The organism is Rickettsia japonica YH, assembly GCF_000283595.1.
In the GTDB taxonomy this organism is placed as follows: Bacteria; Pseudomonadota; Alphaproteobacteria; order Rickettsiales; family Rickettsiaceae; genus Rickettsia; species Rickettsia rickettsii.
In genome coordinates this window covers 444,099-458,021 of sequence record NC_016050.1, presented here as the reverse complement: position 1 = coordinate 458,021, position 13,923 = coordinate 444,099, and the positions used below count along the sequence as shown (strand labels likewise).

The following is a 13,923-nucleotide window of genomic DNA, read 5'->3' as shown; positions in this document are numbered from 1 at the left end:
AAATTACTTTATTAATTATTATTTATGCTAAAAACTATTCAGAAACATTTAGATACGAAATTAATTAAATTATCGGCGATTTTAGCCTTTATTTATTGTTTATTATTTAATACCGCAATATTGATTTATAAATTTGATTATTATAAAGCAACAATCTTTAGAGGGATATTAGAGTTATCAAAAGATTTTTGCTATATTTATATATTTTCTTTTATAGCATTTTTCGGTCTTAGCGTACATAGATTAGTGTTAAAAATCGGTGTGGGATTTTTATTTATAACATCTGCTATTGCTAGTTATTACATTTATTTCTTCAAAATCAATCCTACTAAACAAGTAATAGGTAGTTTTTTCTCAACTGATTTAAACGAAGTTTATGAATTAACCAGCATTAAGTTAATAATATGGATAATTTTTTGCCTTTTTACCTGTTTTTATACTCTCAAATCTTTTGCCGCCGAAAATTCTAAATCATTCGTAACAAAACTATTATCTGCCGCTTGCTTACTTATTTTTGTATATAATATTATTACTCCTTCATTTAAGATACTAAAAAATTATTTTCCCATTCAGTATTTACATAATAGCTACCTTAATTTTGCCGGAAATTTCGGTAAAAAAAATTATGCATGTATAGATATTAGCAAACAATATAACTTTATAGATAAGTCAGATAAAGATATTATCGGTGTTTTAGTTATAGGAGAATCAGCAAGATTTGATCATTTCGGTATTAACGGTTATGAAAGAGATACAACTCCTTACTTAAAGACTACTCAAAACCTAATTTCTTTCAAAGCTAAATCTTCTTCTAACCTTACCTATCTTTCCGTACCGTCGTTACTTTCACGTTATCCTGCAAGTCAAATTGAAAATAGTAGACAAGAAAACAGCTTTTTATCAATTTTAACAAATCTTGGCTTTAATACTACCTGGATCGGTACTCAAACTTTAATGAGGCGTTTTGCAAATTTTGACCTCAGTAATATATATAATGACGTTAATTTTACTATAGTACCGGGCGGCTCTGCCCTATTTTCTTTAAATGATCATGATGAAAAAATATTGCCTTTTATAAAAGAAATAATCACAAACTCAGAGAAACAATTTTTAGTAGTGCACACTTCCGGCAGCCATTGGAACTATAATGCGAGATATCCAAAAGAGTTTGAGTATTTTACCCCTACCTGTCCTATTAAGGTTAAGGGCGATGCAAGTGATTGCGATAAGCTTGCTTTAGTTAACAGTTATGATAACTCTATTTTATATACCGATTTTTTTTTATCTAATTTAATAGATTTGCTTAAAGATAAAAATGCATTTTTATTATATGTATCTGATCACGGCGAATCCCTCGGAGAAAATGGTTATTACGGTCACGGCGGTTCACTACTTGCAGAACAAATAACCGTACCTCTTATAGTTTGGGTATCAGATGCTTTTCAAGCCAAATATCCTAAATCAGTATCTTCAATTAAAAATTATGCTAATACCGAAATTAGCCATGATTATGTATTTCATTCAATCCTTGACTGTTTAAATATAGATTCCGACATAATAGATAAAGACTTAAGTATATGTAAATCTAGTTAAAAATTATTGAATTATTAAAAAATTTATATATAAATTAAGAATTCAATAATTATATGATTTATTATTATGTCTGATATACATAAACTAGACGACTATTATTATAGATTTTTACAAAGTATTTTACTTAAAACACTAGAACAAAATAAAGCTGCTGAAACGTATTTATTGCAGAAAGATTTTAATAGCGCTTTAAATGAGATAAAAAATGTAAATGAACAACTTGAAGAATATTCAAGCATTCTTTCTTTACTCAAAGTAATTAAAACCCATTTTAGTGATAAAAAAATATATAATTAAGTACCGTTTAACTTAAATCCTTTTTTTATAATTAAAAATAATATAGAGTGGAAATAAAAAAGGTATTGAATTATGGAATATGCATTATTAATTTTCAGTATTATAGCGATTTTAGTTATAATACAAATGGTTAAAGTTGTACCGCAACAACAAGCATGGGTAGTAGAAAAACTTGGAAAATTCGATAAGGTACTGCAACCTGGCTTAAATTTACTCATCCCTGTTATTCAGAGAGTAGCATACAAACATACTTTAAAAGAAGAAGCAATAGACGTTACCGCTCAAACAGCTATTTCAAACGATAACGTAACATTATCTATAGACGGTGTTTTATATGTTAAGATCATTGATCCAATGGCAGCATCTTATGGTGTTAATAATCCTTACTATGCCATAACACAGCTTGCTCAAACTACTATGCGTTCGGAAATCGGTAAACTCCCTTTAGATAGAACTTTTGAAGAGCGCGAAACTTTAAACGTAGCAATTGTAGCAGCTATTAATCAGGCTGCTATAAATTGGGGCATACAATGTATGCGTTATGAAATTAAAGATATTCAACCTCCGCAAACTATACTCAAAGCTATGGAATTGCAGGTAGCAGCAGAGCGTCAAAAAAGAGCTCAAATTCTAGAGTCGGAAGGTAATAGACAAGCAAAAATTAACCATGCAGAAGGTGAAAAAGCACAAATCGTACTGAATTCAGAAGCTTCTTATACAGATCAAGTTAACAGGGCAAAAGGTGAAGCTGAAGCAATAGGCTTAGTCGCTACCGCTACGGCCAATAGTATTGAGATTGTCGCAACTGCCGTACAAAAAACGGGAGGAAGTGATGCAGTAGCTCTTAAAATAGCCGAGCAATATATTAGTGCGTTCGGTAATTTGGCTAAAGATACCAACACCGTAATTTTACCCGCAAATCTTTCAGAACCGAGTAGTTTTATAACCGGAGCATTAACTATATTTAACCAATTAAAAGCTTCTTCGGGAACGAAAATAGATAAGTAGCAATTTATAACGATTTATTATTGTAATAATAATTAGTTTTATATATCATATCAGATTATTAATTAATAAAAGGTTATGAATATGTCAGTATTTGTCGGCAAAACTGCTCCAGATTTTACAGCTCAAGCTATTATGCCTAATAATAATATAGACGATAAGTTTAAACTTAGCGATTATGCTGCAGGGGATAATATAGTGTTATTTTTTTATCCCCTAGATTTTACTTTTGTTTGTCCATCGGAAATTATAGCATTTCACAATAAGCTTGGTGAATTTACCGAAAGACGTACTAAAGTAGTAGCTGTTAGCGTTGATTCTCATTTTAGCCATTTAGCTTGGAAAAATACTCCGCATAATAAAGGCGGGCTTGGACAAGTACAATTCCCAATGGTTTCCGATATAAAAAAGGATATTTCTTCAAAATATAATGTACTTAATGAAGACGGTGTTGCTTTGCGTGGAACTTTTTTAATCGATAAGAATTTCATAGTACGTCACATGCTAGTTAACGACTTACCTATCGGTCGTGATATTAATTATACATTAAAAGTAATCGATGCTTTAACTCATCATCAAAAGCACGGCGAAGTTTGTCCTGCCGGCTGGCATAAAGGTGAGGAAGCAATTACCCCATCACATGAAGGTATAGCACATTATTTAAGCTCACATGCAGAGAAGCTGTAATATATTACTACTGTGTTATTAAAGTGGAAAACTGTCCTACCGTGGCTTGTCTAGTGTTGTTGCATGGTTCGATGTCATTCCCGCGAAAGCGGGAATCCAGCAAAAAATAACCTTAACATTGATAAACAATTACATATTTAACAAAATAAACATATAAAAATACAAATTTTTATATGCTTGACTGGATTCCCGACTAGGCAGGAATGAAATACAGCACTAACGCAATATCAAATAACCCTAAATAATGTTGAAAGAATTATTTTCTGCTCCTAAAATATCTTATAATATTGAAACAATTAATATTTTACATCTTATTAGGAGTGAAATATCGGTCCTAAAACTTTCTTTAGTTTAATTAAATTATTTGGTGATGTAGCAACTGCCATAGATAACATTCCGGATTTTTCATTGCGAGGCGGAAAGTCAAAACCAATTAAAATTTTCAGTAAAAGCGATGCTGAAAAAGAGTTATAGCTTCTCGAAAAAGACAATGCTAAGATCATCACATATAAATCTCCGGAATATCAAAATTATTACTTGAAATTTATGATCCACTGCCAATATTAAGCTATAAAGGTAATATAGAGTTATTAAACCATAATAAATGCGTTGCAATAGTAGGCACAAAAACGCTGCTGCAAACGGAAGAAGCTTTGCGCATAAAATTGCAAATGATTTAGTAAAAGAAGGTTATATAACCGTTTCAGGGTTAGCACGAGGAATAGATAGCAGCGTACATCAAGCTGCAATTTCTCAAACTATCGAAGTTATTGTAGGCGGTATTGATCATATATATCCACCGGAAAATAAAAAACTATTTGAAAATTTAGCAGAAGAAGGTTTAATATTAGCTGAGTTACCTATCGGCTTTACCCCGCTTGGAAAACATTTCCCACAGCGTAACAGGATAATATCGGGACTAGCCTTAGGAGTAGTGGTAGTAGAAGCAAGCTTAAAATCCAATTCATTAATAACTGCAAAATTTGCACTTGAACAAAATAGGGAAATATTTGCCGTTCCTGGCTTTCCTTTAGATCCAAGATGTTAAGGTACAAATAAATTGATTAGAGATGGAGCATATTTAGTGGAATCAGTAGACTATATTTTAGCTAATTTACCACAATATGAAGAATTTATGAAAAAAGATGATGGATTATTTAAGGATTTTGTTGAGCTAGGAACAGTAAGTAAATACGAGATATGTTAAAGAACCGTCACAAAAGGAGCGTACTGCTTGCTATATTGGAATTATTATCGGCAGTACCCATAAGACTTGGAATATTTACCAAAAGAAATAGAATTACCGCTTCCTATCATATATACGGTAATATTAGAATTAGAACTCGCCGGGACAGTAACGCGTCACGCCGGTAATAAAATATCATTAGTTTATAATAAGTAGATGAAATTAGTAATAGTAGAATCGCCGGCAAAGGCAAAAACGATAAATAAATATTTAGGTGATGAGTTTAAGGTCATTGCATCATTCGGTCATATTAGAGATTTACCTTCTAAAAAAGGCTCGGTGTTACCTAATGAAAATTTTGCAATGAAATATGATATTTCCGATAAAGCCGGTAAATATGTAGATGCCATAGTGAAAGATGCTAAAAAAGCTGATGCAGTATATCTTGCAACCGATCCTGATCGTGAGGGTGAATCTATCTCATGGCATGTTGCAGAGGTAATAAAAGAAAAGAATCAAGTTAAATCCGATGATTTTTTCAAAAGGATAGCATTTAACGAAATCACTAAAAAAGCAATTATTCATGCCGTTGAAAACCCTAGGAAACTTGACAATAACTTAGTAAATGCCCAACAAGCAAGAAGAGCTTTAGACTATTTAGTCGGCTTTACCCTTTCACCTCTTTTATGGCGTAAGTTACCGGGATGTAAATCGGCAGGACGTGTGCAGTCTGTGGCTCTGCGATTAATATGTGAGCGAGAAGATGAAATAGAGCGTTTTAAGTCAGAAGAATATTGGGATATTAGCCTTAAAATGCAAAATAGTAATAACGAACTATTTACTGCTAAATTGACTCACGTAAACGATCAGAAGTTAGAAAAATTCTCAATTATTAACGAAAAAAACGCCAAAGATTTAACCGAAAAATTAAAATCTCAAAAATTTCATGTTGATAAGATAGAAAAAAAACAACAAAAACGTCAACCACAACCTCCTTTTATTACTGCATCACTACAACAAGAAGCAGCAAGAAAATTAGGTTTTAGTGCTAAAAAGACTATGCAAATAGCACAAAAACTTTATGAGGGTGTTGATATAGGTAAGGAAACTATAGGGCTTATTACTTATATGAGAACCGACGGCGTTACATTATCAAATGATGCAATAGCAGATATACGTAAGTTAATCGATAAAAGTTACGGCGATAAATATTTACCGACTAGCCCTAGAATTTATAAATCCAAAGTAAAAAATGCTCAAGAAGCTCATGAAGCAATAAGACCAACAAATATTACTTATACTCCTGATAGCTTAAAAGAAAAGCTAGAAAAGGATTATTATAAGCTTTATGAGTTGATTTGGAAAAGAACTATAGCCTGCCAAATGGAAAATGTTATAATGGATTTGGTAGTTGCAAATTTAGCTTCGGAAAATAAAGAATATTTGGCACAAGCAAACGGATCGACTATAGCCTTTGACGGATTTTATAAGGTTTATCGTGAAAGTATGGACGATAAAGCTGAAGAAGCAAATAAAATGCTGCCGCCTTTAAAAGAACAAGAGCCGCTTAAAACTAAAAAAGTTATTCCAAATCAACATTTTACTGAACCGCCTCCAAGATATTCAGAAGCAAGTTTAGTGAAAAAACTTGAAGAGCTTGGGATCGGTCGTCCTTCGACCTATGCTAGTATTTTATCGGTTTTACAAGATCGAAAATATGTTGCTCTTGAGAAAAAACGATTTATACCTGAAGAGCTTGGACGTTTGGTAACGGTATTTTTAGTCGGTTTCTTCAAAAAATACGTTGAATATGATTTTACTGCAGGACTTGAAAACGAATTAGACGCAATAGCAGCCGGCAAACTTGAATGGAAAGCTGCTTTAAATAATTTTTGGAGCGGTTTTAACCATAATATTGAATCAGTAAACGAGCAGAAAATAACCGAGATTATTAGCTATGTACAGAAAGCCCTTGATTATCACCTGTTCGGTGAGAATAAAGAATCTAAAGTTTGTCCTTCATGTAACACGGGCGAACTTAGCTTAAAGCTTGGTAAGTTCGGAGCGTTTTTAGCATGTAGTAATTACCCTGAATGTACTTTTAGAAAATCTATTGTTAGCGGTAACGATAACAACGAGAATGAAGGCGAGCCTGCCGCTATGCCTAATGAGAATAAAGTTTTAGGTACGGATAAAGACGGAGTAGAAATATATCTGAAAAAAGGACCTTACGGACCTTATATTCAACTTGGCGAACAAGAAGGCAAAGTAAAGCCAAAGCGTAGCCCCGTGCCTGCTAGCTTGAACCAAAATGATATTACACTTGATATAGCATTAAAGCTTCTAAGCTTACCGCTAAAAATAGGTATTCATAAAGATAGCGACGAGGAAATTATGATAGGATACGGTAAATTCGGTCCTTACATAAAATATATGGGTAAATTTATTTCAGTGCAAAAAAAATATGATTTTCTAAATTTAAGCTTAGATGATGCGATGAAGCTAATTGAAGAGAATAAAGCGAAATTAGAGAAGAAACCGGCGTAAATGGTTTAGTGTCATCCCGTGACTTGATCACGGGGTCTCAGGACACAGGCTGTGATACAAGATCCCGTGGTCAAGCCACGGGATGACAATTAATAAAATTACTTATTTATGACAAAAGTTATAACACGATTTGCTCCGTCACCGACCGGTATGTTACATGTCGGGAATATCAGGGCAGCATTGCTTAACTGGCTATATGCAAAGAAGCATAACGGACAGTTTATTTTAAGATTTGACGATACGGATTTAGAGCGTAGTAAACAGGAATATAAAGACGCTATCGAGGAAGATCTAAAATTTTTAAATATTAATTGGGATCAGACATTTAATCAATTAAGTCGTTTAAGTAGATATGATGCAATCAAAAATCTATTACTAGACAAAAAAAGATTATATGCCTGCTATGAGACTCCTGAAGAGCTAGAATTAAAGCGTAAATTTCAATTATCTAAAGGTTTACCACCAATTTATGATCGAGCTAGCTTAAATCTAACTGAAGAGCAAGCAAAGAAATATATAGAACAAGGAAGAAAACCGCATTATAGATTTCTGGTAAATCATGAACCGATTAGCTGGCATGATATGATCAAAGGCGAAGTTAAATATGACGGCAAGGCTTTAAGCGACCCAATAGTGATAAGAGCAGACGGTAGTATGACCTATATGTTATGCTCAGTTATTGACGATATTGATTATGATATTACTCATATTATTAGGGGTGAAGATCACGTTAGCAATACCGCCATTCAAATGCAAATGTTTGAGGCTTTAAATACTACTCCTCCGACTTTTGGGCATTTAAGTTTAATAATCAATAAAGATGAGAAAATTTCTAAAAGAGTTGGAGGGTTTGAGATCGCAACTCTTAGAAAAGAAGTTGGAATCGAAGCTATGGCAATCGCTAGCTTTTTTAGTTTACTTGGTTCATCAGCACAAATCTTGCCTTATAAATCAATGGAGAAGCTAGCAAATCAATTTGAGATAAGTAGTTTCTCTAAAAGTCCAACTATCTATCAGCCGGAAGATTTAGAAAGATTAAATCATAAATTACTTATAAGTTTAGATTTTGATACAGTAAAAGAACGCCTTAAAGAAATAGATGCCGAGTATATTGATGAAAATTTTTGGTTATCGGTAAGCCCTAACTTGCAAAAATTACGTGATGTAAAAGATTGGTGGAAAATTTGCCATCAAACTCCGAATGTAGAAAATCTAAATTTAGATAAGGAATATTTAAAGCAAGCAGCAGAATTATTACCGAAAGGTGAAATCACTAAAGATAGCTGGAGCATTTGGACTAAAGAAATAACAAATATAACAGGCAGGAAAGGTAAGGAGTTATTTTTACCTCTTCGCCTTGCTTTAACCGCCAGAGAATCAGGACCGGAAATCGCAGGCGTTTTACCTTTGATTGATAGAGAAGAGATAATAAAGCGTTTAACTAGTGCGTGACTCTCTATGTCATTTCCGCGAAAACGGGGATCCAGTAAAAATAATCTTATCGGTACAAAAATTGTATATTTGGTAAAATAAACATATAAAAACAAGTTTTTATATGTTTTACTAGATTCACGCTTTCGCGGGAATGACATAGAAGCCATGCAACTCCTCGCAATAACGATTGAGTATGACAATGTTTTAACTATAATACTCTATCATGTTAGTATTAATAGCACCGGAAGCTCTGCGGTATCACCGTAAATATTATCGGCAATAAGAGAAACTATACCTGCTGTTCCTGCTACTAAACCTTCCCACAGTTTCATAAACTACATATCCTGCAGTTAGTCCTGCTTTTACTGTATTTTTTAATCGGACGGCGAAATTAAAATTGCTCCTAAGGTAAAAGCACCGATAAGAACCGGAGGATTGTAATAAACCAAAGTTGCAAGGCTTGCTACGGTTACTTAAGCAAATGTAGATACAACAGAATAATTAGAGTTGTTCACATCAGAAACAAAACCCTGAACGGAACATACAGTTTTTGCACCGTTTTCTATCACATTAATAGCATGTTCCGTTGCTAAGGTAGCACATACATTGTGAAATCTGTCGCAGCTTTGGTAGCATTTTGAAAATGAATTGTAGCACTGTCAAAGTAACTAGATGTTTTTTTTGAAGTTTGTGGCTCTGTATAGTTTTTTGTCATGATTTTTCCCCTTAAAATTAAATCGTGACGCAATTATAACTTAAATGTTGGGTTGTATCAATGGGCATTATTAATAAATAATTAAAAATTGATAATACATTAAGATAAAAAGAAGGTTTAGCTGTTAAAAAACTTTTTGATTTTTAGCTTATCTTCTTTAGACAAAGTAGGCTTGAACCTTTATATATCTTTTTTATTAGTACTTTCAGGTCTAAATTGAAACTCGCCTTTAATTGTGTTGATTGTAACTATCTGATCAGAAGAACCCCATTTAGGAAAATCATATTTTATAACTATGTCCCTGTTTCTAAGTCCAGATTTATAAGCGTTACTATTTTCATCAATATCTTTTATTGTATAATTATTTATGAAAGCATCTCTATCAAAACCACGATCATATGCCCACATTGTTATTGTCTCGATCGGCAGCACTTTAGCAACATTAGCTAAATCTATAGTTTTACCTTGTTCTATATATTCGTTTATCTCTTGATCTATGCCCTTTGGAAGATAATTTTTAACTATTGTTTTAAAATAATCGCTTGAAAATTCTTGTTCTTTTGAGGTTTTAAATAAATCAAGCATAACATTATCCAGCGATTTACTCTTATTATTCTCTTTAATGAAATTGTCCAAATAAAGTGCCAAAACAAATCCATGATAATATGGCAATCTTTGTACTGCATAATCTTGCCAATAATCTGTTTCAATTAAATTATTAGGTTCATTTATAACAGGTGATAAATAATAATTCTCAAAGAATTTATTAAATTCTTCTACAAATTCCTCAAGCGTTATAACACTAGAACGTAAGGCTAAAACCCTGCTATAATAATCGGTAAATCCCTCGCTCCACCAATAATTTAATCGTTCTAAGTTATTACGTATTTTCTTCCCTGTCCAATTATGTAGATGTTCATGAGCAAGTAACGTTATATAATCCTATTTGTCCAAACCTTGAGGAATAAATGCAGTAAAACTATGAGTTAAGCCCGTTCTGCCCATATGTCTAGGTTGATTCCCCTCGATTAAGCTTATTAGATAATAAGGAAAATCATTATCATGGAAAAATGTTCTTTGTCCCTTGATAATTTTATTTATATAAGAAGCTATTTCTTCATCTTTAAGATCAAATTGACCATGTAACGCAAGATATACAGGATTTTTTTGATCGACAATTTTGTAAACACGTAAATCACCCGCTGCATAAACTGCACTATATAATTCAATCGGCATAGCTTTAAATTTCACGCTTTTACCAAGACCATAATCTGATATTGTGTCCCAGCTATCAGGAATATTATTCCATTCAATGTTAAACGCTACTATATCATTTCCATTTAGATCACCGGGAGTAGCAAAAAGCCCATAACCCGGTGAATGAATTAAATTTTGTCTAATTATTGCTTCGTGGATATCACAAGGATTACCGGTTTTTTGATATATTTCGTAGCTTAAACGAATAATATTGATTTTTCCCGTATTTAAAATAGCTTTATTCGAGTCTTGATTTCTAAACTGTAATTTTCCAATAGGATATTCTAGCTTAACATTTTTGATTTGCTTGTAATATGTAGGCATTTGCCCATGCATAGGGTAAATCTAAAACAACCTCACCACTCATATTGCCGATTATTTCTGTCTCAACTTTGATAGCTGAAACAGACGTATTAGACTACGAATATTATCAAAAAATTTTTTAGAAAGTACATGTTTAAAACTCATGGATTTTAGGGATTATTTAGAGTGTTGTACGACTCTCGACACCATTCCTGCGTGGCATTGTTGCGTGGATACTAAGTCACCATTGCAAGGAAATTATAAAATAATTGACGAAGCAATCTAGTTAAAAATTCTGATTTACAGAATTTTTATTATTTTTTATGGATTGCCACACCGCCTATATGGCTGCTCGCAATGATGATATCTATGTAGGCATGTATTCTATTTAATTATTACTTCCTGACCATTAGCCCATAAGCTTCTATGTCTTCAAGCCATTTAGCGTTTTCTATTAAATATGATTCTTAAAATTCGGCAAGTGTAGGATCAGGTTCGCCTGTTAAATTTTTAAGCCCGTCAAATAAAATGTCTAAAAAACCTATTTTATTCTTTTTACAATAATCTCCTACCTTCGCACGATCATCAACAAATACAATAAAACTAGCATTTAGCTCTTCAGAAAATTTTGATAAAGTACCACTGTTTGAGTGATTACCAGTTATAAATATACCTTTATAAAAAATAGCATCATCCTTTTGTCCTGAATTATAAATTGCTAATTTTTCATTATCTGAAAATTTGAGACCCAGCTCTTTTAGTTCTTTATATCGCCAATCTTGCATAGAAGGAATATTGCCGAATGCTCCCGTATTCATTTGTGTAAGACCATAAACCGGAAACTTTTCCTTGAGCTTGTTTATAACTTCTACCCACTCTTCATCAATTAATATTACTTTTCGCTGCAAACGCCAATTACTGATAATTTCCTTATAATTGTCATAACTACTTTTATTTTCCTTAATTCTATCAATTATTTGATTATAAGGCGGCTGCTTAAAAGTTTTTGATTTAGGAGTTATAAGCGTATCGTCAACATCAATGAATATAGATGCACTAGTAGGAACATTTTTTATTATTAAATCATAAACTTTTTCAGCACTATCGGCAGTTTCAAAATCTTTCATATATACTCCGAAGTAAAATGAAGAGTAGTGATACGAAGTTTAACTTGGAAAAGAGTAATAGGTCTGTCAGCCGAGGAGCGGAGCGTATATTAAACGTTCAGCATCCGAGGTCTTACAAAGACATTGTGGCTAATTTTTCAAGTGGGGCAAGTATCAAAATTTAATATTAAGTTCTTCAGTTAAAATAGCCATTAATTCAAGCCCTGCTCTATTTGTCCATGCGCCTTGTTCATACAAAAAATGATAAGGACCGCTAACCGGCGACGACAACCAAATTTCTTTGGCGGCACTTTGTTTATTTATTACATATACCCCTTTATCAGTATCAAGGTTTAATATATCGCCTTGTAAATCTACATCTATACTTGCTTCTTTATCCTGCTCTTCTATCTTTTCTGCTATATATGCAATTGTTGTCTCAGCTATTTTACTAAATTCACTATTATTCATGATAACATCCCTTAAGTAGATAAAAATATACGCAAATCAATTTCAAAAAGAGCAAGGAGTCTATAAGGCAAGGAGCGGAGCGTATACTTAATACATGAGCACCACAGCTCTTATAAGACGACGTAGCCAATTTTTGAAGTTCATCGAGTAGATGGTTTTTCAGGATCAATTGCCGGCTCAGGTACTTTAATCAAACTTTTTCGATAAGTTTCAACAAATCTATTATGATCATTAAGATTGTTAGAAAAATTATGCCCGCCTTTACCATCAACTACAAAAAATAATGCATCCGTTTTAGCAGATTTTACCACTGCTTCTAAAGATTTTAACGACGGACAAGAAATCGGACCGGGTGGTAAACCTTTTATATAATAAGTATTATAGGGTAGTTCTTGCAATAAATCTTTTTTTGTTAAAGCTCTTGCTAATTTAAATTTTCCTTCAGTCAAAGCATATATAGTAGTCGAATCGGCTTGTAGCTTCATATTTTTCTTTAAACGATTAATGAATACTGCTGCTATAATAGGTTTTTCTGCATTTGAGCCGGCTTCTTTTTCAATTATTGAAGCTAGCGTTAATACCTCAAGTCTAGTTTTTAATGGAGAATCCGGTGCAAGATTTTGCATTACTTTATCTAAATTAGCAGACATTAAATTTCTCATGTGATCAATTATCTGCTCTTTTTGATCACCGTAAGAAAAAAAATACGTGGAAGGCATTAAAAAACCTTCAGGTATTATCCCTTTTATTTCTCCAAGTAATCGACTTTCTTCATTAATTTTCTTTATAACCTCACTAACTACCGTACCTTCCGGGACAATTATCTTGTGTATTATAGATTTACCGCTTGCTAATATTCTTAAAGTTTGCAGAGGTGATATATTACGAGTAAACACATATTCACCACTTTTAAGGGGTCTTTTTATAGAATAAATTTTAGCAATTACCTTAAAAATTCTTGGATATTTGATTACTTCATTAGAATAAAGTTTTGTAACTATTTGATTTACGGATAATTTAGGTTCAATAATTATCGTTTTATTTTGAGTAAGATCACCCGGCACAAAAATATAAAATATACTAAAATTTAGCAAAGTAATAAATATAGTTAGAGATACTATAACTAAAAAAAGTTTAGTTTTTAATAGGTTGTTTAACATAATAACTATTATTTTTATAAGGCTTAGAAATATTGATAAAAAAATACCACGAAATATGGTTTTTTCTTGACATTTGAAATAACATATAGTAAAACTAACTTTTTGCTAAATTTAAATTATATAGTTTGTACTAAATCAATCAATAGTTTTAATATTTGGTAA

The 13,923-nt window shown here is 32.4% G+C and carries 15 protein-coding genes and 2 pseudogenes; 9 read left to right on the top strand and 8 right to left on the bottom strand.

From position 1 onward, the window contains the following. The first annotated feature begins 24 nt into the window (after window positions 1-24). From RJP_RS02440 to RJP_RS02425, 4 genes are all read left to right on the top strand, one after another. The gene (locus RJP_RS02440; RefSeq protein ID WP_014120689.1) at window positions 25-1,593 is read left to right on the top strand and encodes a phosphoethanolamine transferase; all 1,569 of its coding nucleotides are present in this window, start codon (window positions 25-27) and stop codon (window positions 1,591-1,593) included. Window positions 1,594-1,659: 66 nt separating this feature from the next. Further along, complete coding sequence (locus tag RJP_RS02435) at window positions 1,660-1,890, top strand: hypothetical protein (RefSeq protein WP_014120688.1); 231 nt, start codon at window positions 1,660-1,662, stop codon at window positions 1,888-1,890. A 72-nt stretch (window positions 1,891-1,962) separates the two neighbouring features. After that, the gene (locus tag RJP_RS02430; RefSeq protein ID WP_014014149.1) at window positions 1,963-2,898 is read left to right on the top strand and encodes an SPFH domain-containing protein; all 936 of its coding nucleotides are present in this window, start codon (window positions 1,963-1,965) and stop codon (window positions 2,896-2,898) included. A gap of 81 nt (window positions 2,899-2,979) precedes the next feature. Next, the gene (locus RJP_RS02425) at window positions 2,980-3,582 is read left to right on the top strand and encodes a peroxiredoxin (RefSeq protein ID WP_024704503.1); all 603 of its coding nucleotides are present in this window, start codon (window positions 2,980-2,982) and stop codon (window positions 3,580-3,582) included. 314 nt (window positions 3,583-3,896) lie between these two features. Here the strand turns inward: RJP_RS02425 and RJP_RS11640 are convergent, their stop codons facing one another. Then, window positions 3,897-4,085, bottom strand: a complete 189-nt coding sequence (locus RJP_RS11640; RefSeq protein WP_024704502.1) for a hypothetical protein — start codon at window positions 4,083-4,085, stop codon at window positions 3,897-3,899. A 101-nt stretch (window positions 4,086-4,186) separates the two neighbouring features. On the opposite strand from RJP_RS11640, the gene RJP_RS09965 reads away from it, so the two are divergent. The 5 genes from RJP_RS09965 to gltX all read left to right on the top strand — a co-directional run bounded on the left by RJP_RS09965 (window position 4,187) and on the right by gltX (window position 8,767). After that, entirely contained in the window at window positions 4,187-4,630 is a 444-nt protein-coding gene (locus tag RJP_RS09965; RefSeq protein ID WP_197535034.1) for a DNA-processing protein DprA, read from the top strand. Between the two features lie 36 nt (window positions 4,631-4,666). Then, complete coding sequence (locus RJP_RS10990; RefSeq protein WP_269076343.1) at window positions 4,667-4,789, top strand: hypothetical protein; 123 nt, start codon at window positions 4,667-4,669, stop codon at window positions 4,787-4,789. A gap of 66 nt (window positions 4,790-4,855) precedes the next feature. Continuing rightward, complete coding sequence (locus RJP_RS09960; RefSeq protein ID WP_197535033.1) at window positions 4,856-4,984, top strand: DprA-like winged helix domain-containing protein; 129 nt, start codon at window positions 4,856-4,858, stop codon at window positions 4,982-4,984. Then, window positions 4,985-7,315: a type I DNA topoisomerase gene (gene topA, locus RJP_RS02415; protein ID WP_014120686.1), complete on the top strand. Its 2,331-nt coding sequence runs from the start codon at window positions 4,985-4,987 to the stop codon at window positions 7,313-7,315. A gap of 108 nt (window positions 7,316-7,423) precedes the next feature. Continuing rightward, window positions 7,424-8,767 (top strand): glutamate--tRNA ligase, encoded by a 1,344-nt coding sequence (gene gltX, locus RJP_RS02410; protein ID WP_014120685.1) that lies wholly within the window; start codon window positions 7,424-7,426, stop codon window positions 8,765-8,767. 356 nt (window positions 8,768-9,123) lie between these two features. Here gltX and RJP_RS11275 read toward each other — a convergent pair. The 7 genes and pseudogenes from RJP_RS11275 to mltG form a co-directional block, all read right to left on the bottom strand. Beyond that, window positions 9,124-9,318 (bottom strand): annotated as a pseudogene (locus tag RJP_RS11275) (hypothetical protein). Window positions 9,319-9,644: 326 nt separating this feature from the next. Continuing rightward, complete coding sequence (locus RJP_RS10315) at window positions 9,645-10,112, bottom strand: hypothetical protein (protein WP_231839107.1); 468 nt, start codon at window positions 10,110-10,112, stop codon at window positions 9,645-9,647. Between the two features lie 153 nt (window positions 10,113-10,265). Continuing rightward, window positions 10,266-10,352, bottom strand: a pseudogene (locus RJP_RS10310) (hypothetical protein); the annotation flags it as partial. Window positions 10,353-10,406: 54 nt separating this feature from the next. Further along, entirely contained in the window at window positions 10,407-11,045 is a 639-nt protein-coding gene (locus RJP_RS02400; RefSeq protein ID WP_225981195.1) for a hypothetical protein, read from the bottom strand. Window positions 11,046-11,491: 446 nt separating this feature from the next. Further along, window positions 11,492-12,151, bottom strand: a complete 660-nt coding sequence (locus tag RJP_RS02395) for a DUF2608 domain-containing protein (protein WP_014120684.1) — start codon at window positions 12,149-12,151, stop codon at window positions 11,492-11,494. Window positions 12,152-12,304: 153 nt separating this feature from the next. Next, window positions 12,305-12,601 (bottom strand): iron donor protein CyaY, encoded by a 297-nt coding sequence (cyaY, locus tag RJP_RS02385; protein WP_014014140.1) that lies wholly within the window; start codon window positions 12,599-12,601, stop codon window positions 12,305-12,307. A 140-nt stretch (window positions 12,602-12,741) separates the two neighbouring features. Then, window positions 12,742-13,761 (bottom strand): endolytic transglycosylase MltG, encoded by a 1,020-nt coding sequence (gene mltG / locus RJP_RS02380; protein ID WP_010977088.1) that lies wholly within the window; start codon window positions 13,759-13,761, stop codon window positions 12,742-12,744. Between the last annotated feature and the right edge of the window lie 162 nt (window positions 13,762-13,923).

What these genes read in the sequence shown, in the direction of transcription:
- mltG (WP_010977088.1), bottom strand. Translation starts at nt 13,761, where the DNA reads ATGTTAAACAACCTATTAAAAACTAAACTTTTTTTAGTTATAGTATCT.
- cyaY (WP_014014140.1), bottom strand. Translation starts at nt 12,601, where the DNA reads ATGAATAATAGTGAATTTAGTAAAATAGCTGAGACAACAATTGCATAT.
- RJP_RS02425 (WP_024704503.1), top strand. Translation starts at nt 2,980, where the DNA reads ATGTCAGTATTTGTCGGCAAAACTGCTCCAGATTTTACAGCTCAAGCT.
- RJP_RS02440 (WP_014120689.1), top strand. Translation starts at nt 25, where the DNA reads ATGCTAAAAACTATTCAGAAACATTTAGATACGAAATTAATTAAATTA.
- RJP_RS09965 (WP_197535034.1), top strand. Translation starts at nt 4,187, where the DNA reads ATGCGTTGCAATAGTAGGCACAAAAACGCTGCTGCAAACGGAAGAAGC.
- RJP_RS02395 (WP_014120684.1), bottom strand. Translation starts at nt 12,151, where the DNA reads ATGAAAGATTTTGAAACTGCCGATAGTGCTGAAAAAGTTTATGATTTA.
- RJP_RS02435 (WP_014120688.1), top strand. Translation starts at nt 1,660, where the DNA reads ATGTCTGATATACATAAACTAGACGACTATTATTATAGATTTTTACAA.
- topA (WP_014120686.1), top strand. Translation starts at nt 4,985, where the DNA reads ATGAAATTAGTAATAGTAGAATCGCCGGCAAAGGCAAAAACGATAAAT.
- RJP_RS11640 (WP_024704502.1), bottom strand. Translation starts at nt 4,085, where the DNA reads ATGATCTTAGCATTGTCTTTTTCGAGAAGCTATAACTCTTTTTCAGCA.
- RJP_RS02430 (WP_014014149.1), top strand. Translation starts at nt 1,963, where the DNA reads ATGGAATATGCATTATTAATTTTCAGTATTATAGCGATTTTAGTTATA.
- RJP_RS02400 (WP_225981195.1), bottom strand. Translation starts at nt 11,045, where the DNA reads ATGCCTACATATTACAAGCAAATCAAAAATGTTAAGCTAGAATATCCT.
- gltX (WP_014120685.1), top strand. Translation starts at nt 7,424, where the DNA reads ATGACAAAAGTTATAACACGATTTGCTCCGTCACCGACCGGTATGTTA.